This is a genomic window from Nostoc sp. C110 (assembly GCF_043099725.1).
Taxonomy (GTDB): domain Bacteria; phylum Cyanobacteriota; class Cyanobacteriia; order Cyanobacteriales; family Nostocaceae; genus Nostoc; species Nostoc muscorum_A.
The window spans coordinates 3,634,431-3,652,392 of record NZ_CP171148.1 but is presented as its reverse complement, the minus strand read 5'-3'; the positions used below and the strand labels follow the sequence as shown (position 1 = coordinate 3,652,392).

Here is a 17,962-nt window from a genome sequence, read left to right as displayed (position 1 = left end):
ATTAGCAATGATTAAGTACAAACAACAACAAATTCATCCTTCTGGGGAGTCTGGTTTTACGATTATTGAGTCGCTGGTAGCAATACTGTTAGTTGCTATTTTACTAACAGCGATCGCACCTGTAATAGTTATCGCAACAGCTACCCGCGTTCAATCTCGACGAGCGGAACTGGCGACTCAAGCAGCAAAAACATTCATTGATGGCATCAGAACTGGAGCTATTACAGCGCCAAGTACAGCCGCCATTACACTTGCTGCTCCTACATCAGCTGCACCCAGACGCATTTCAGATGTAGTAGGTGTAACAGGCAGACCACAAGACTATTTAATAACCAGTACAAACATGCCTGCTCCTACATCAGTAACCAAAGCTAATTTATATTGCTTTAAGAACGGTAGCATTGTTAATCCAGACTGTAGTAGCAATACTGACAATTTATTTTACATTCAAGCTAGTCGGATTGTTCAAACTACTGGGATAAACGATGGCTACCGTATGGGAATTCGGATCTATCGGGCGGATGTTGACTTTAGCAAAACTCTCAAAGCCAGCACAGATACCACTAAGAATACACAACAAACTTTCACTGGTGGATTGGGCGATCGGCAAGCACCATTAATTGAGATGACAACCGATATTGGTAACAGTACCACTACATTTCAGGCTTTATGTCAACGACTGGGTACCGCTACAAATCAAACTTGCCAATAAAAACTAGGCAAGTTCATATTATGCGATCGCTGTGCATCTATTAGCAAAGAGAATACCGCAGTATGATGAGGACACTAAAATTTCTGCTCAGTAAACAGCTAAAATGCCCCAAGGGCATTCAGCAAGTTGATGGTTTTACCTTAATTGAATTGTTGGTAGGCTTGATCCTGTCCTTCTTGATCATCACGCCATTGCTAGGTTTCATGATCAATATTTTGGATACCGACCGAAAGGAACAAGCCAAGGCAAATTCTGAGCAAGAAACTCAAGCAGCACTAGATTACATTGCCCGTGATTTGCAGCAGGCTATCTATATTTATGATGCTACTGGAATTGCTTGCCTAACTGGTACTGCTGATACTACTACTTGCCCAAATGCAAGTACAACTGGAAATCAACTACCTAGCCCAACTGCAACAGATAGAGTTCCTGTTCTTGTCTTTTGGAAACGAGAATTAGTTAATCAAGCAATTACAATTACAGGTAGTCAAAAAGATGATACTTTTGTTTACTCATTAGTTGCCTACTATTTAATTAAAGACACAAGTTCTACTTGGTCTCAAGCTGCTCGTATCGCCCGATGGCAAATTAGAGATGGTGTAGCAGATCCCAGCAGTACACAAACTTGTGGTAAGTATGTAACCAATCAGTGTCCTAGTCCAGGTTTTGCTTTATTTAAGCTTGATGGAATAGGCACAATAACACAAAAAATGAATAGTTGGACAAAAGCTACAGCAAGTTATACTGCCGATCCCGCAGTACTTCTTGACTTTATCGATCAAACCAAACCTGAAGATGTATCAACAGATATGGCATCAAAAATAGCAACAACGTGCCCCGCCGATTCTACTACACCTACTGTTGTTACATGGTCAAAAGTACCGCCAAATATAGCTACTTTGAATACTCGTGATACGTACAAAATGACTAGTTTTTATGCCTGTGTTGACCTAGTTAACACAACAGCACAAGTCTTTATACGAGGCAATGCACTTGCTCGCATTGAAACCGATTCAAATAAAATCAAAAATGATAGTGATAGCAAAAAAAATTATTTTCCGACTGCAAGCATACGAGTACAAGGACGCGGATACTTGTATACCAAGTAAATGCTGAAGTTCAAAGGATTACTTAATGGTAGCCATTATGGAAAAGTTAAGTTTGAAGTTATTTAACCCAAACAGTAGAAATGAAACTAGTAAACTGCACTGTCTAATTCCCAGGCTACGCTATGCTTCTGGATACACCCAACAAGATTCTGGCTTTAGCTTAATAGAAGTGGTTGTAGTGGTGCTAATGATCGGAATTTTATCAGCGATCGCAGCTCCTGGTTGGGTTGCTTTTGTAAATAGACAGAAGGTAAATAAGGCTAACGATGCCGTTTTAGCCGCACTGCAAGAAGCACAGCGCGAAGCTAAAAAGCAAAAACTTAACTATAGTGTAATTTTTCAGAAAAATCCCACAACCCAAAATGTAGAGGTTGTTATTTATCGTGCCGACTTACTTATCAGCACGAAACTTTTAGGAGCGGATATAGGCGTTAGCTCTGATAAATTTTTGCTAGGTGCAAATCTCACCAGTCAAAACACTGCTGGTTCATCTGTCTCTTATACTTTAAGTGCATCAACAAAAATTACCTTTGACTATATGGGGACTTTACCCAATGCAAGCTTTGGAACACCTGTAGCCCCTTCGACAGAGCCACCTGGGTTAAAAATAGTGGTAGCTGTACCAAGCTCTGCAAACTCCACATCGGCTAGTAGCGTCAAGCGATGCGTCATTGTGAAAACTCTCTTAGGCTCAATGCTCACAGCAAAAGATGATAAATGCAGTTAAGTAGCTTATGCAGGAATCTTCATTTCAAATTACGTAATAATACTGTATATAAAACTGCACATTGATAGCAAAATTAAAACATCAGGTGCAGTTTTTAATGTTCGATAGATTTATTTAAGAGCCAGTAATAAACTAGCTATTGGTTCAATATATAAAATAAAAAGCGTCTTAATCAAAATATCAAAATGTGAATTTTGTCAAATGGCTGAAAACCTTGATGTTACTATAGCGATCCCAACTTATAACGGTGAAAGTCGTTTGCCTGAACTACTAGAACGGCTACAAAACCAACTTCACACCGAAAATTTAACTTGGGAAATTATAGTTGTAGACAACAACAGCACTGATAACACAGCTAAAGTTGTTCAAACCTATCAACAGAATTGGCAATGTCCTTACCCTTTAAAGTATTGCTTTGAAGCACAACAGGGGGCAGCCTATGCCCGAAAAAGAGCAGTTGCAGAAGCTAAAGGTAAATTAATAGGTTTTCTAGATGATGACAACTATCCAGTATCAAATTGGGTATATGCAGCTTATGCTTTTGGTGAAAAATACCCCAAAGCGGGAGCTTATGGCAGCCAAATTCACCCTGACTGGGAAGTAGAACCACCAGAAAACTTTCAGAGAATTGCCCCATTTTTAGCAATTACAGAGCGAGGTGATTTACCGTTATTATATGAAGCATCTAAAAAATTGCTACCTCCCTCTGCCGGACTTGTAGTGCGTAAACAAGCGTGGTTAGAAAGCGTGCCAGATAAGGCAATTTTAACTGGGAGAGTTAAGGGTAATATGCTTACCAGTGAAGACTTAGAAATGTTGTCTTATATCCAAAAATCAGGATGGGAAATTTGGTATAACCCAGAAATGGAAATTTCCCATAGAATACCTAGTTCTCGTTTACAAAAAGACTATTTGATTCCCTTTTTTAGAGGAATTGGACTTAGCCGTTATGTAACTAGAATGGTTAATATCAAACAGATATATAGACCGATTGCTCTTTTATCTTATATGATAAATGACTTACGTAAAATTACTTTACACTTACTCAAATACCGAACTAGACTCAAACACGATTTGGTAGTTGCTTGCGAAATGGAACTTTTTTTTAGTAGCTTCGTTAGCCCTTTTTACCTTTGGAAAAATGGATATTTTAAAAAATAAATTATCAAAGCATTAAATATTATGGTCAACTTATCAGTTGAAAGTTTAGATATTAGCATAGCTATCCCTGCCTATAACGGAGCAACCCGTTTACCTAAAGTTTTAGATAAGCTATTAAACCAGATAGGAGTAGAAAAACTTAATTGGGAAATTATTATTGTAGATAACAATAGTTCTGATAACACATCTGAAATAATCCAGAATTACCAAAAAATATATGATATAAATTATCGGTTAAGATATTTTTTAGAACCCAAACAGGGAGCAGCTTTTGCAAGATTGCGGGCAGTACGTGAAGCAAGAGGTGAGCTAATAGCGTTTTTAGATGATGATAATTTACCTGATCCTGATTGGTTAGCCCAAGCATATACCTTTGGATTAGAGCATCCTCAAGCAGGTGCTTGGAGCGGACAGATTCATGGGGATTTTGAAGTAAAGCTGCCAGAAAATTTTGAAAGAATTCAAGCTTTTTTAGCAATCAGAGAACATGGTTTAAATCCGCATTTATTTGATGCAGAAAATTTAAGACTACCTCCTGCGGCAGCGCTTGTTGTGAGAAAACAAGTATGGTGTGAAAATGTACCAGAACAACCGAATTTAAGCGGCAAATTACCTGGTATTTTTGTGCAGGGTGATGACTATGAACCATTGCTTTATATACATTATGCAGGCTGGGAAATTTGGTATAACCCTAACATGCATACTTATCATCAAATACCACATTGGCGGCTGGAAAGAGATTATTTACTGACTTTAGCACGTGGCTGTGGCTTGTGTATTTTTCAGCTACGTTTGATAAATGCTAAAAATTGGCAAAAACCAATAATTTTTGTGAAAACTATTTTAGGAAACTTACGTAGAGTATTACAGCACCTCATTCAGTATAGAGGGCAATTTAAAACTAATCTAATTGCTCTTTTTGAGCTTAACTTTTACTTAGCTAGTATGATGAGTCCCTTTTATTCTTTAAGATGCAAGTTAGACAAAATCTTGAAAACAAGAAGTGTACAACATGATTAAGTCAACTTTAAATAAAACATTGGTTAGTGTAATTATCCCAGCTTACAATAGTGAAAAAACTATTAAAGAAACTATTGAATCTGTTTTAAATCAAACTTTTCACAATCTAGAATTAATTGTAATAAATGATGGTTCCCAAGACTCAACCTTAGAAATTATTACAAAAATTCCAGACTCACGAATAAAAGTATTTTCCTATCCCAATGCCGGGGGAAACGTTAGTCGTAACCGAGGGCTACACCATGCTGTTGGAAAATTTGTTAGTTTCTTAGATGCAGATGATATTTGGACACCTGATAAACTTAAATCTCAATTAAAGGCTTTGCAAGAAAACGTTACCGCAAAAGTCGCTTATAGTTGGACTGACTATATTGACAAAAATGGTGAGTTTATACTTTCGGGTAAGCGTATTAAAGCTAATGGAAATGTTTATGAAAATTTACTACTAAATAACTTTTTAGAGAATGGTTCCAATCCTTTAATTTGTAGAAAAGCTTTAATTGCATTAGGTGGCTTTGACGAATCTCTAGGTGCGGCTCAGGATTGGGATATGTGGCTGCGATTAGCATCTAAGTTTAATTTTATATGTGTCCCATCTGTACAAATCTTATATCGCATAACTCCTAATTCAGTTTCTTGCAATCTTGTCAGACAGGAAAGATCTTGTTTACAAGTGCTTGAGAGAGCCTACAAAAAAAGACCTTCTCTACGAGAAGCTACAGGAACGACACTAAAGGATAGTTGGAATCTTTGTCTGGCAAATTTATACAAATACCTGGTCTGCAAAGCTCTACAAAAGCCATTTAACAGAAAAAAAGGTCTAGCGGCGGCTATATTTTTGTGTAAGTATTTTATTTATAACCCTTCAAGACTTCAGAACATAAATTTCACCTTAAAACTGTCACTGAAAATTGTCACAATCCTTATTCTGCCGACCTTACTAGACATTATTACTAACCAGCGTCAACTTAGAAGGCAAGAAACTGAAACATTGCTCAACGACTGGGTAGTTGAAAAGCGATCAGAAAACAAAAATGGATATCCAGGTGCATTTACCGTCTCTAGTTAATGCAAAGAAGCTTTTGAATAAGCACTCCAGTAGTGGTTTTACCCTACCAGAGATGTTAGTAGTTGTTGTATTAATTGGTATATTAGCTACCCAGGGAATATCTAACTGGTTAGCTTTTGTAGAGACTCGCCGTCTCAACACTGCTCAAAACGAAGTTCACCTTGCTATTCATCAAGCCCGAAGCCAAGCCAGTAACGAAAAGTTGACTTGGCAAGCTAGCTTTCGTGAGCAAAACAGCATTATTCAATGGGCAGTTCATCCTGCTACAGTAAATCCATCTACTGCTAATTGGAATAACATAGATTCCAATGTACGCTTAGATTCTGAGACAACCTTGCAATTGTCAAATGGCATACGCAAAGTTCAATTTGACTACAGAGGTAATTCACAAAATTTAGGACGGATCACGCTATCCAGTAGTTCTGGTGGTAAAGTTAAGCGTTGTGTTATTATTTCAACGATTTTAGGCACAATGCGAACTGCGAAGGAGCATACTACAGCCGATGATGGCAAGTATTGCTATTAAAATATTTTTAGTTTATTCAAATAAGGTATTGCGTGCTGAATTTACCAGCAAAACCAAAACAGCACCTGATTATTTTTACTCGCTATCCAGAACCAGGTAAGACAAAAACCAGATTGATACCTGCTTTAGGAAATCTTGGTGCTGCCAATCTTCAACGGGAAATGACTGAATATACAATATTTCAGGTTCAAGAATTGCAAAAAGCCATTGCTATATCTGTGGAAGTGCGATTTGCAGGTGGCGATTTGCAACTAATGCAAGACTGGCTGGGGTTAGATTTGGTTTACCAATCTCAAGGCGAAGGCGATCTAGGTTCACGGATGGCGCGATCGCTTTTCGATGCTTTTCAATCTGGTGCAGAAAAAGTAATTATCATCGGCACAGATTGTCCTGGAGTCAATGCCGAGATTCTAGCAACAGCTTTTGAAAAGTTACACACCTTTGACCTCATACTTGGCCCTGCGATCGATGGTGGATATTACTTAATTGGTTTGCGCCAAGCTATCCCGGAGTTATTCGTTAATATCGAGTGGGGAACTGCTCAAGTATTCCAGAAAACCGTAGACATTGCCCAAAAACTTCATTTATCATACGTGAATTTGTCGCCTTTAGCTGATGTTGACCGACCCGAGGATCTGCCGATTTGGGAACAAACCCTTGTGGGTGAGATGGAAGGATGAGGGAGATAAAGGAGATATAGTAATTTTTATATGGATGCACAACCCACTAGTGGCGCACAGATATGCGCCCCTACAAAATACTTATGTTGCAAGCGATTAAGAACTGAAAACAAGAGAAATCGGGTAATTAATGAGTCTTTTACTACGTTACGGTTTATACTTATACTCTAAAACACCAAGAATTTCCTGAAGACACTGTACATAACAAATGTTACTGTGGCCTAGTTGAAAACCAAGAGGCAGATAGCCTTTAGCAATATTGAATCTGCTTTGCATTTCTACACAATAGTCACGGTCATGGGCACAATATTCAAGTAACTTGAAATATGAAAATCACTCGTATTCACCGCCAGTTTGAAAAACTATGGTTAACCGTTTTACTTCCGTGAGTACTGCCCTCACAGTTAAGGTAGTTGGAATAATCTGCATTTTGTCCTTTTTTGTGGACTTTTTGATTCTATTGTTACCCTTTCAACCGACTGATCGGGTATGGCAAATCAACTTGGCAACAGCACTAGTCGATCGCGGGATTGTTCCTCTAGTGGGGCTGGGGCTGCTATTTGCTGCCTATTGGATTGAAAACGCTGATGCAGGAAGCGATCGCCCCCAAGGGATCGATTTAAGATTTCCCGCCGTGATTCTCTCAAGTATTTTAGGGTTGATGTTCTTGCTGATTTTTCCCCTGCACCTCAATAACGTCAATCAAGCTAAGACTCAAACACTCAATCGAATCACCCAAGAAGCAGATCAGGCAGAAGCTCAACTCAACACTCGCTTATCGCAATTGCAAGCACAACTGAATACTGAGCAAGGAAAAGCCCAATTAGATCAACTGCGAACCCAAACCAAAGCTCAGTTTAGTGAAATCCTCAAAGACGATCAAAAATATAAGCAAGCGCTTGAAAGCTCTCAAATTCCCCCAAATATCAAAGAGTTACTGAAGAAGGCTAAAACAGATCCCCAAGCGCTTGACAAAGCTATCGAACAACAAACAGATATTCAGACACTGCGAACTCAACAACTGAGCCAAGTTCGCCAGCGCAGAGAAGAAGCAGAACAACAAGCTAAAGATACTGCTTGGAAGTCTGGGCTGCGGATTGGGATTAGCAGTTTGTTGTTATCCATTGGTTACATTATCATCGGCTGGACGGGCTTAAAAGGTATGGGTGCTGTACAAGGTGGTAAACCTAGAGCTACCGCCCGTTAATCCACTATTGGCATGGCAGTAAGACTTATACAAAAATTATTCGGTTTATACTGCCATGCGCCTAATAGCTAACAACAATAAAAATACAATTATCACTGAGTAAAATCACTATAAAACTTGAGTAATGTTCTCAATTTACATACTGACATATAACGAAGAACTAGATATTGCTGCTTGTATCGAATCAGCGATGCTATCGGATGACATTATTGTTGTGGATTCATGCAGTAGCGATCGCACTGTGGAAATTGCCAGTAGCTATCCCATCCGCGTTGTCCAACACGCTTTTGAAAGCCACGGCCGCCAACGCACCTGGATGTTAGAGTCCATCCCCCCGAAGCACGAATGGGTTTATATTCTCGAAGCTGATGAGCGGATGACACCAGAACTGTTCGCGGAATGCGAAAAGGTAAGTCCGAATCTTGATTACATCGGTTACTACGTGGCTGAACGTGTCATGTTCATGAATCGTTGGATTCGCTACAGCACACAGTATCCCCGTTACCAAATGCGTCTCTTCCGCCACGGAAAGGTGTGGTTTACAGACTACGGTCATACTGAGCGGGAAGTTTGTGACGGTGCAACTAGCTTTTTAAAAGAAACATACCCCCACTACACTTGTAGCAAAGGTTTGAGCCGTTGGATTGATAAACATAACCGTTATTCTACAGATGAAGCTCAAGAAACGCTGTATCAGTTAGAACAGGGAAAGGTCAACTGGCAAGATTTATTCTTTGGTAAATCGGAAGTCGAAAAACGCCGCGCCTTGAAAGATTTGTCTTTGCGTTTACCTGCGAGACCGTTGCTACGCTTTCTATATATGTATTTTATGTTAGGTGGCTGTTTAGATGGACACGCTGGACTTGCTTGGTGTACATTGCAGGCATTTTACGAATACTTGATTTTGCTCAAAGTTTGGGAAATGAAGTATCTACCAAAACCTAATTTAGACGTAACAGCAATTCTGGCAAAAGAGAGTCCACAACAGTTACAGTGTGCGGATTCGGAAACTACACAGGCTGATGTGGCGTAAAGGGGACTGGAGATTAGAAGGATTCTCAGTCAAATCAACAAGTAGCGATCGCAAAATCAGAATTCAGAAATAGGGTAGCATAGCTAGCTGTGGTACCCTACTGCGCTTTACATTTAAACAAAACCACCATATTAAATTAATATTTATAACAGACCATTTTCATAAAAACCGCTCCCGATCAAACGTGAGTGACTGACCATATAAAATAACTCCTCAGTTTACCTGGTGGTACTTTCAGAATCAAAAGCAGCTTTTGATTGAGCGCGATAGATTAGTAATACCTTATGACTTGCAACAATCATTTACAAGTCTTACAAGGAAAGGTGACATTTTCTGAAAACAACCAGCCGCCATCTGATTGGTTGATATCTATGTCTATGCTTGTAGGAGAATAGCTGATTTACAGCAACAAATACGTATTGTTGCTGTAGTAGCCAAACTGCTAGCGTTTTGGATAGTTACTTGCGGCAGAAGTTGCTTCAAGTAAAGCCTTTGCTATTTGACGAATTTGCTGGTATGGATACCAATAACAAAAGTTCCTCTAGCTTAAAACAGGAGAATCAGGGCTTGGTAATCGATCGCCTAAAACAGGACTTAAAAAACGACCTGATTGCTGGTTTGTTGGTAGTAATTCCCCTCGCAACCACTATCTGGCTGACAATTACCATTGCTAATTGGGTAATCAACTTCCTCACCCAAATTCCCAAACAACTGAATCCTTTTGATGGGTTAAACCCAATTCTAGTAAATTTACTGAATTTATTAGTAGGATTGGCTGTGCCACTACTGTGTATTTTATTGATGGGCTTAATGGCTCGCAATATTGCTGGACGGTGGTTGTTAGATTTTGGTGAGCGATTATTACAGGCAATTCCCTTAGCTGGGCAGGTATACAAAACTCTCAAACAGCTTTTAGAAACAATACTAAAAGATTCTAATGGTAAATTTCGCCGGGTAATTTTGGTAGAGTATCCCCGCCGAGGAATTTGGGCGATCGCCTTTGTCACTGGTGCAATCAGCAGTGATATCCAAGCCCAGATGTCACGCCCCGTCCTAAGTGTTTTTATCCCCACTACCCCAAATCCAACTACCGGATGGTACGCAGTCGTTCCTGAAGACGAGGTGGTGAACCTCTCCATGTCTATTGAAGACGCTTTTAAAATAGTTGTATCAGGTGGCATTGTTGCCCCTAATACGCCCTTAATTTTCCCTAAAGAATCTACAGTGGAAGTGAAACACGACGAAATCAAGCGGCAGATTATTCCCGTTGAAGAAATTTAAAATTAATCTGGCAAAGTCACAAGCAAATGCGTAATCTTGTTGTTTGACTGTGCCAAAATTGATAGACTTGTAAGTTTGCCCAGCCTAGTTACTCAGTTCTCGCACAATCACCCCTGACTTTTATGCAACCTCGTAAACCCCAGCAAATTGCTCGTGAATTGGCGCTTTTAAGCCTTAGCCAATTGCCAGTCAACCCAAAAAAATTAGATACACTACTAGACGATCAGCTAGTATCCAAATTGGTGCTAGGAGCAGTACGCACCCTGACCTCAGAAGTGCAAGATACCCTCAATAATGCCGCAGGTGAACTGCAACGCAGTAATGATCGCCTTTTGAGTAGCCAAACTCGTGCTTCCGACCTCAATTCTGCCAGAACAATGCTTCAAGAAGCGATCGCCTGCACCCAGACAGCAATCAATCAATTGGGTACGGCAGTTGATTTCCCCGAATTGATTCAACTAGCTAATCAGGATAAGGGAGTCCGTAATTACGCGAAAGAGCTGGTGATTACTGTCAACGAAAATCGACACATTATAGATGAACTCCTTTCTACTGCCTTAGTGGATTGGCAAGTAACTCGTCTTGCCCAACTTGACCGCGATATCCTGCAAATCGCAGTGGCAGAAATGAAATTCTTAGGAGTTCCAGATAGTATCGCCATCAATGAAGCTGTGGAGCTAGCCAAACGCTACAGTGGAGACGACGGTCATCGATTTATTAATGGTGTTTTGCGCCGAGTCACTGAGCAGAAAAAAACAGCATAGTAACACTGCCTAATTCATATACTGCTATGGAGAAAAGTCTGTAGCCGCTTCTGCGGCTTCCTCCGAGCGAAACTTTTACCTTGGCGCTAGCTCTCCTTTGGAAGAAGGGGAGACGCTGCGCGAACCAAAGGAAACTAATTCTCCTCAAACTAGCTATCAAAGGTGAGGATAACCGGGAAGTTTTCACCCTAAGAAAAAGTGCAAAGTTAAATTAAACTCATAACTTATAACTTATAACTCATATAACTAATACTGCTGCAATGGTTTTTAATTGGTTCCGCCGTCAATATAACGATTCCTCTGAGACTCCCTCTGATAAAAAACAGGAAGAAACTACTCCTGCACAAGAACCCCAACCAGAGCCAGCCGAAACCTCAGCTGCTGAAACTGCACCAGACACAACGGCAGACTTGTTGGCGTTTGCTAAAGCTGCTTACAAAAATATTCAGCAAAAACAACAGGTTGAGGTAGTAGAAACCCCGCCTGATTCAGAAAATGCCTTAGCAGAACCTGAAACTGTAGAAACGGCAATTGCGGAAATCACTGAATCAGAACTAACTGAGGAACCTGTTAGTACAACCCTAGAAACAGCACAGCTAGAAATTATCCAAACTGCTACTGAAGAAGAAAATACAGAAGATTCCTCAGTAATTGCAATTGCTGAAGAGCCAGATGTCGAAAGCCCAGAAATAACCACAAGCGAAATTGAACAAACCCCCACGCCAGAGGCAACGCAGCCAACAGCACCAGCTAATTTATCCTTCTTAGAACGGGCGGCGGCAGAACGGCAAGCAAAACTAGATCAACTAATAGCCACCGCCATTGAAGTTCCAGAACCGGAGATAGTACAGCCAGTAGCTGCAACCTCAGAGATAGGAGAGGAAATTCCCGGATTGGTATTTGATGATGGGTTTGTCTGGTCAGCGAAAGTTTTAGCAGCTCAAGGTAGAAATCCAGAAGACGTTTCTATTGAAGAAATTACCTGGCTCAAAAAGCTCCGGCAAGGGTTAGACAAAACTCGTCGGAGTATTCTCAATCAACTGAAGGCAATCGTTGGTCAAGGGCCGCTAAACCAAGCTGCTGTGACGGAAATTGAGGCATTGCTCCTGCAAGCCGATGTGGGTGTAGAGGCGACAGACTTTATTATCAATGCGCTACAGACAAAACTTAGAGAAGAAGTTACTGCACCGGAAGAAGCGATCGCTTATCTGAAAAAAATTCTTCGGGATATGCTGGATGCACCAAGCATTGCATCCCAAAAAACTAGCTTTACCCCAGAAAAAGAAACTTTGAACATTTGGTTAATCACTGGGGTGAATGGTGCCGGGAAAACCACCACCATTGGCAAAATTGCCCATTTAGGGCAAAAATCTGGCTATAAATGCTTGATTGGCGCAGCAGACACCTTCCGCGCCGCCGCCGTGGAACAGGTGAAGGTTTGGGGTAGTAGAAGTGGTGTAGAAGTAATTGCCAATCCTGGAAAAAATACAGATCCAGCAGCAGTTGTATTTGATGCGATCGCAGCGGCCCAATCGCGGCAAACAGAATTACTTCTGGTAGACACTGCTGGGCGACTACAAAACAAGAAAAACTTAATGGACGAACTCGGTAAAATCCGGCGAATTATTGACAAAAAAGCTCCAAATGCCAAAGTGGAATCGCTGTTGGTTCTAGATGCTACTTTAGGTCAAAATGGACTACGACAAGCCGAAGTTTTCTCCCAAGCGGCCCAACTGAGTGGCGTTGTCTTAACCAAACTAGATGGCACTGCTAAAGGCGGTGTTGCCCTTGCCGTTGTGCAACAGCTAGGTTTACCGATTCGCTTTATTGGTGCTGGTGAAGGAATTGAAGACTTACGACCCTTTTCAAGCTATGAGTTTGTCGAAGCTCTCTTAAGTAGCTAATTGAAAAATTGGGAGTAAAAAATTTTTCTTGACAAACTGAGAAATTTAGGGATAACTGAATCTGGTATTATCACTTGAACTAACTAAAAACAGTTAAAATCCTAAAATCATAAATTTGTCACAATAAATGGGTGACTTTTGCTAAAATCTCAAGCTAATGAACTTTTTCACCCCTTTAAGGGCTTTTTAAGTGGAGTAGCAAGACATTTAGTTGCTACACACAAAAGCCCATAAACTTACATTTTGTAGAAACTTAAAGGGTAGACAAGATACTCACCCCCACAAATACAACTATTGTGGTGTGGGATGGACAGCAGTCTGAGGGGTGAGTAGTACATTAGAAAGCCAACGCAGGTGAGTCAAAGACTGTGGTCTTTTCCCTCCGCAGTTAACTCATATTGGCTATGGCAACTTGTACTGCTGTCAAAGAAGCAAGCTAAAGCTATGCGTAGCATCACCAACAGGCGAAGCGACTGCATTAGCAAGTCGGGAGAACTGCACGCTGCACGTAACTTACTTAAAAGTTAGATTACTAGCGTCAGATGTTTGCCCAATGCTTACCAAAAAGACGGCTTCCGACCATCAGAAATTCGGAAAATCGTCCACTGTGGACTCAAAAAGCAAATTAGTGTAAGTAAGCTGTTTCAACACTCCCAGGTGTATTTTCAGCTCCTACTTGCGAAAGAATCTACAAATATTTTTGTAGTAAATCGAGAGATTTGAATTCTGATGATCAAACGACAACATTGTTTCTGGCTTGTGACTTAAAGTTTTGGGAGGAGATTTTTTCTAGATTTAGTATCATCCTTGGCGATTATCACGGTAATTATGGTATACAGATTAAGTATTTAAAGACTTATTTACATATTCTCAGCTTTAGGAATGAATGTAAGTATGTTTTTACCAAACTAAGCTCACTTTGAGCGCTTATGGAGGTTTTTGCTCAAAAGACTTCTAATTTCCTAGTTTTCTATACCCAAATAATTACTCTGAAAGCGTTATAAATTATTCTTTGAATAAAGTATTTTTCTGACTTTAGAGATATGCTTTGGGAATTAAGTTATGAAAAAAGGAAAAGATTTCTGAACTATCACCAAAACCATAGTGCTTCTCGTTTTGATGCAATACACTTTGATCTTTCTTTGAAAAGGCTACGGTGTACACACATCTCTCTACAAGGCTCGGTGTTAGGTCTATATTCAATAGAATTTAGAACCGCTATAGTAATTTTTACGGGTTGGATTTTGACTAAAAATACATGATTTTAAATGACTAAGATTCCATCAAAAATATAATAAGCAAATAAAATACTGATAAAAGTTGCCTGTTACGTCTTTATACTCTTGCTAAAGTGACAAGTCTTGTCTAATTATGGTTTAGCAATACGAAAGCCAAAAAGCTTATAAGTAATCTAAAATCTGCCAATATAAAGTGCAATAATACCTGTGCCTGTGTCTCAACTGCCCTCTCAACCCACTGACAACAATAGTAGTGCCGCGACGGATGTCACCCCAGTCGTGGCACTCAAAGAACTCGTGGCAAGGTTGCACCGGGAACAGAACAAAATTCAAGATTTGCTCAGTTCTTTAGGATTTGCCCTGAGAAGTTTCAATAATTTGAATCAGTTTTTGGAACTGATTCCGCTAATGGCAACAAGAGTGACAGATGCAGACGGCAGCGCCCTGTTTCTCTACAAACCTAATGGTCAAGTCAGGTTAGAACAGTTACATTGGCAAGATAGTGGACAGCGTAAAAATATCCGCAAAGCGCTAGAAATAGCCAGCAGTCAAATCACACTTTTGCCAAATACTGCCCCTCTAGCGAATGCGACGGGGATTTTGGATGACCAAATGCATCGCTATTTGGGGCCAGAGGTACAAATCTTTGGTACGGCGATTCTGGTAAAGCATACAGAAAGGGGATGGCTCTATGTATTGAGCCGCGATCCAGAATATAGTTGGACAGAAACTAGGCAAAAGTTAGTTAGGTTAGTGGCAGATCAAACAGCAGTAGCGATCGAAAACGATGAACTAGCTGTAGAACTTAGAAAAAAAGAACGCTTAGACCAAGAACTAGAAATTGGTGCAGAAATTCAACGGCGACTTCTACCACGTCAATGTCCCACAATCCCTGGTGCAGTCCTAGCTGCCCGTTGTAAGCCTGCAAATCGTGTTGGCGGTGACTACTACGACTTTATTGCTACCAATCAGAATAAAATTCGGTCTAAGACTAAAGGCGACACCGAAACTGGTCGCTGGGGTTTGGTTATTGGAGATGTGATGGGCAAAGGTGTCCCTGCTGGGCTGATTATGACGATGATGCGAGGAATGCTAAGGGGAGAAGTGCTACATGGGAATTCTCCAGCAAAAATTCTGCAAAACTTAAATAGAGTTATGTATGCGGATTTGGAAAATTCTCACCGTTTTGTAACACTATTTTATTCAGAATATAATCCTCACAGTCGAATTCTGTCTTATAGTAATGCGGCACACAATCCTCCCTTGTGGTGGCACGCAGCCACGAAAACTGTCAGCCGCTTAGATACTCTAGGAATGCTAATCGGTTTGGATGCTAACAGCCAATATGAAGATGCTCAGGTACAGTTAGAGCCTGGGGATACCATTATTTACTATACAGATGGCTTGACCGATGCAGCGGCGGCTGGTGGCGATCGCTTCGATGAAGATAACTTTGTCGCTGGCTTCAATACGGCTTGCAAGTACTGTAATGGGCCAGAGGAGATTGTGGACTATTTATTTGACCAAGTTCAGCAATTCATTGGTGATGATAAGCAAAACACTGATGACATGACACTAGTTGTTCTGCAAATTTTATAGTCATTAACCATTTTTCCTGTTCAAGCCATGAATAAATACTTAATTTTATGGCAACTGGTTATGGCAACTGGATATTTACCATCCAAAATTTAATTTTTAATTTATTTTTTCTTTAAATTTCCGTAGCGATCGCTCAAATAATCGCAAATTAACCTTTTTTCAGGAATTGTTTGTATTTAGTCATTAGGATAATACATAAAAAATGATCCTTAGAATACATTTCTGTTGAAGCAAAAACTATATATTTTGCACATCTAGCACAGTAGGAAACGTCAAGGGGGAGAGCAGGTAAAAGGTAAAATGTACAAGGTAAAAAGTAAATTTACTTCTTCATTTTTGCTTTTTTATATCCTTGTCACGCAAGCATTTAGCCTGTTCCCCCTTGGCGTTTTAATTTTTCTTTTCTCCGCCGTAGCAAGTTCACAACAGTTACGACGGAGTTTTGCTTTCTTTGTTTCTTAGGTCTAAACTTGGCCGTTTTCAACTTACTTGGTCTTTAAGTGAATAACCTTCATTTAATGATTTGTCAAGATATTTCTAAAAAGATTTTAGGTGAAAAATTCAGAATTAAAATAGCTATTCTTGCGCTCCAGCTTTTTGCAGACTCCGCACTACATTTTTATAACCATTAAATTCTGCAATCATCAAAGCAGTATAACCACCCCGGTTTTTTAAATTCACATCTGCCCCAGCTTGGAGTAATAACTTCACAATTTCGCCATAACCTGCTGAGGCAGCCCACATCAATGATGTTGCCCTCGCTGAGTCTTGAAAATTCACATCTGCCCCCTTTGCCAGCAGCAAATGTATGATCTCTGTGTGCTTGCGTTCGGTTGCTTTAATCAAAGCAGTTTTGCCATCGTCCCCCAGAGTGTTGGCATCAGCACCATAGTCTAATAACACTTTCACTGTTTGAGTATGTCCTTGTGATGCAGCCAACGTCAAAGGTACTTCACCAAGATTTTTCCCATTAATATCTGCCTCAGAACGAAGCAATACCTCGACAATTTTGCTATGTCCCTGCAACGCTGCTACAAGCAGTGGCGTATCACCCAGACGGTTCCTAATTTGGACATCTGCACCCCTGTTAAGTAATACTTGCACGACATCAATGTAGCCTTCCACAACGGCAAGGTGTAGGGCAGTTTCACCATCTTGGTCTTGGAGATTAATTTCAGCACCTCGATCCAGTAAAGCTGCTGCGATCGCACTATGTCCCCCTGCTACTGCTGCCAATAATGCAGTTCCACCATCAGCGTTTTTCGCATTCACATCAGCCCCCGCCGTTAGCAGTGCTTCCACAACCTCCAGATGCCCCAAGTCTGCGGCTAATGTTAAAAGTGTCTCACCCTCTTGATCTGGGATATTGACATCAACACCTGTTTGGAGAATAGTTTGTAAAATTTCTATGTTTCCCTGCTTAATGGCAAGTTTCAACGCAGTATCATCATCTTTATCGGCAATACTCACCTCCGCACCAGCAGCCAATAAGACTCGCACTACATCGATATGACCTTTGAGGACTGCGGCCATTAAAGCTGTGCTGCCATCTTCATTAATGGCGTTGACATCAGCACCTTTGGATACTAAAAGTTTCAAAATGTCAAGTTGTTTGGCACTAGCTGCTAACATCAAAGCCGTCAAACCGTAGAGTTTTCTGGGCAAGTTGATATTTGCCCCGGCATCTAGGAGCGATCGCACAATTTCGGTGTAACCTAAATTGGCAGCAAATATTAACGCCGTAGTACCTTGGCGATCGCACGCATCTACCCTCGCGCCAGCAGCCAGTAGCGCACACAGCCCCTTAATATCACCACTTTTAGCAGCTTTTAGCAGCAAAGTATCGTTGTTTTCAGTCATGAATGAGATCCCACACAGGGGGTTTTGTTCGTCTACCCTCAAAACTCAGTCTGAGATTGTTTATGCACTTTG

The 17,962-nt window shown here is 40.5% G+C and carries 15 protein-coding genes; 14 read left to right on the top strand and 1 reads right to left on the bottom strand.

The genetic code is table 11. From position 1 onward, the window contains the following. Positions 1-7 precede the first annotated feature (7 nt). The 14 genes from hpsB to ACFFRD_RS21105 all read left to right on the top strand — a co-directional run bounded on the left by hpsB (position 8) and on the right by ACFFRD_RS21105 (position 16,030). Positions 8-712, top strand: a complete 705-nt coding sequence (gene hpsB / locus ACFFRD_RS21170; RefSeq protein ID WP_392477211.1) for a hormogonium polysaccharide secretion pseudopilin HpsB — start codon at positions 8-10, stop codon at positions 710-712. Positions 713-777: 65 nt separating this feature from the next. Next, positions 778-1,821, top strand: a complete 1,044-nt coding sequence (hpsC, locus tag ACFFRD_RS21165; RefSeq protein WP_392483126.1) for a hormogonium polysaccharide secretion pseudopilin HpsC — start codon at positions 778-780, stop codon at positions 1,819-1,821. A 37-nt stretch (positions 1,822-1,858) separates the two neighbouring features. Next, the gene (locus ACFFRD_RS21160) at positions 1,859-2,548 is read left to right on the top strand and encodes a Tfp pilus assembly protein FimT/FimU (protein WP_392477210.1); all 690 of its coding nucleotides are present in this window, start codon (positions 1,859-1,861) and stop codon (positions 2,546-2,548) included. Between the two features lie 201 nt (positions 2,549-2,749). Next, positions 2,750-3,709: a hormogonium polysaccharide biosynthesis glycosyltransferase HpsE gene (hpsE, locus tag ACFFRD_RS21155; protein WP_392477209.1), complete on the top strand. Its 960-nt coding sequence runs from the start codon at positions 2,750-2,752 to the stop codon at positions 3,707-3,709. Between the two features lie 21 nt (positions 3,710-3,730). Then, entirely contained in the window at positions 3,731-4,729 is a 999-nt protein-coding gene (hpsE, locus tag ACFFRD_RS21150) for a hormogonium polysaccharide biosynthesis glycosyltransferase HpsE (RefSeq protein WP_392477207.1), read from the top strand. Continuing rightward, the gene (locus tag ACFFRD_RS21145; protein ID WP_392477205.1) at positions 4,722-5,798 is read left to right on the top strand and encodes a glycosyltransferase; all 1,077 of its coding nucleotides are present in this window, start codon (positions 4,722-4,724) and stop codon (positions 5,796-5,798) included. Before hpsE (ACFFRD_RS21150) ends, ACFFRD_RS21145 begins: the two co-directional genes overlap by 8 nt. Further along, positions 5,764-6,324 (top strand): GspH/FimT family pseudopilin, encoded by a 561-nt coding sequence (locus ACFFRD_RS21140; protein WP_392477203.1) that lies wholly within the window; start codon positions 5,764-5,766, stop codon positions 6,322-6,324. The genes ACFFRD_RS21145 and ACFFRD_RS21140 overlap by 35 nt, the downstream gene beginning before the upstream one ends. Before the next feature lie 32 nt (positions 6,325-6,356). Continuing rightward, positions 6,357-7,004: a TIGR04282 family arsenosugar biosynthesis glycosyltransferase gene (locus tag ACFFRD_RS21135; protein ID WP_392477201.1), complete on the top strand. Its 648-nt coding sequence runs from the start codon at positions 6,357-6,359 to the stop codon at positions 7,002-7,004. A gap of 364 nt (positions 7,005-7,368) precedes the next feature. After that, entirely contained in the window at positions 7,369-8,211 is an 843-nt protein-coding gene (locus tag ACFFRD_RS21130; RefSeq protein ID WP_114080241.1) for an HpsJ family protein, read from the top strand. A gap of 124 nt (positions 8,212-8,335) precedes the next feature. Then, on the top strand, positions 8,336-9,244 hold the full coding sequence (locus ACFFRD_RS21125) for a glycosyltransferase family 2 protein (protein ID WP_392477199.1): 909 nt from the start codon (positions 8,336-8,338) through the stop codon (positions 9,242-9,244). A 516-nt stretch (positions 9,245-9,760) separates the two neighbouring features. Beyond that, positions 9,761-10,525 carry a DUF502 domain-containing protein gene (locus ACFFRD_RS21120; RefSeq protein ID WP_334806150.1) on the top strand — a complete coding sequence of 255 codons (765 nt, stop codon included), beginning with the start codon at positions 9,761-9,763 and terminating at the stop codon, positions 10,523-10,525. 122 nt (positions 10,526-10,647) lie between these two features. Next, on the top strand, positions 10,648-11,289 hold the full coding sequence (gene nusB / locus ACFFRD_RS21115; protein WP_012406910.1) for a transcription antitermination factor NusB: 642 nt from the start codon (positions 10,648-10,650) through the stop codon (positions 11,287-11,289). Between the two features lie 260 nt (positions 11,290-11,549). Then, a complete protein-coding gene (gene ftsY, locus ACFFRD_RS21110) occupies positions 11,550-13,193 on the top strand; it encodes a signal recognition particle-docking protein FtsY (protein ID WP_392477197.1) in 1,644 nt (547 codons plus the stop codon). 1,445 nt (positions 13,194-14,638) lie between these two features. Then, positions 14,639-16,030 carry a PP2C family protein-serine/threonine phosphatase gene (locus ACFFRD_RS21105; RefSeq protein ID WP_114080238.1) on the top strand — a complete coding sequence of 464 codons (1,392 nt, stop codon included), beginning with the start codon at positions 14,639-14,641 and terminating at the stop codon, positions 16,028-16,030. 576 nt (positions 16,031-16,606) lie between these two features. Here ACFFRD_RS21105 and ACFFRD_RS21100 read toward each other — a convergent pair. Beyond that, complete coding sequence (locus ACFFRD_RS21100) at positions 16,607-17,890, bottom strand: ankyrin repeat domain-containing protein (protein WP_392477195.1); 1,284 nt, start codon at positions 17,888-17,890, stop codon at positions 16,607-16,609. Positions 17,891-17,962: the final 72 nt, after the last annotated feature.

Coding starts and splice junctions, on each gene's coding strand:
- ACFFRD_RS21100 (WP_392477195.1), bottom strand. CDS start 17,890: ATGACTGAAAACAACGATACTTTGCTGCTAAAAGCTGCTAAAAGTGGT.
- nusB (WP_012406910.1), top strand. CDS start 10,648: ATGCAACCTCGTAAACCCCAGCAAATTGCTCGTGAATTGGCGCTTTTA.
- ACFFRD_RS21125 (WP_392477199.1), top strand. CDS start 8,336: ATGTTCTCAATTTACATACTGACATATAACGAAGAACTAGATATTGCT.
- hpsC (WP_392483126.1), top strand. CDS start 778: ATGAGGACACTAAAATTTCTGCTCAGTAAACAGCTAAAATGCCCCAAG.
- ACFFRD_RS21130 (WP_114080241.1), top strand. CDS start 7,369: ATGGTTAACCGTTTTACTTCCGTGAGTACTGCCCTCACAGTTAAGGTA.
- hpsE (WP_392477209.1), top strand. CDS start 2,750: ATGGCTGAAAACCTTGATGTTACTATAGCGATCCCAACTTATAACGGT.
- ftsY (WP_392477197.1), top strand. CDS start 11,550: ATGGTTTTTAATTGGTTCCGCCGTCAATATAACGATTCCTCTGAGACT.
- hpsB (WP_392477211.1), top strand. CDS start 8: ATGATTAAGTACAAACAACAACAAATTCATCCTTCTGGGGAGTCTGGT.
- ACFFRD_RS21145 (WP_392477205.1), top strand. CDS start 4,722: ATGATTAAGTCAACTTTAAATAAAACATTGGTTAGTGTAATTATCCCA.
- ACFFRD_RS21120 (WP_334806150.1), top strand. CDS start 9,761: ATGGATACCAATAACAAAAGTTCCTCTAGCTTAAAACAGGAGAATCAG.
- ACFFRD_RS21140 (WP_392477203.1), top strand. CDS start 5,764: ATGGATATCCAGGTGCATTTACCGTCTCTAGTTAATGCAAAGAAGCTT.
- hpsE (WP_392477207.1), top strand. CDS start 3,731: ATGGTCAACTTATCAGTTGAAAGTTTAGATATTAGCATAGCTATCCCT.
- ACFFRD_RS21160 (WP_392477210.1), top strand. CDS start 1,859: ATGGAAAAGTTAAGTTTGAAGTTATTTAACCCAAACAGTAGAAATGAA.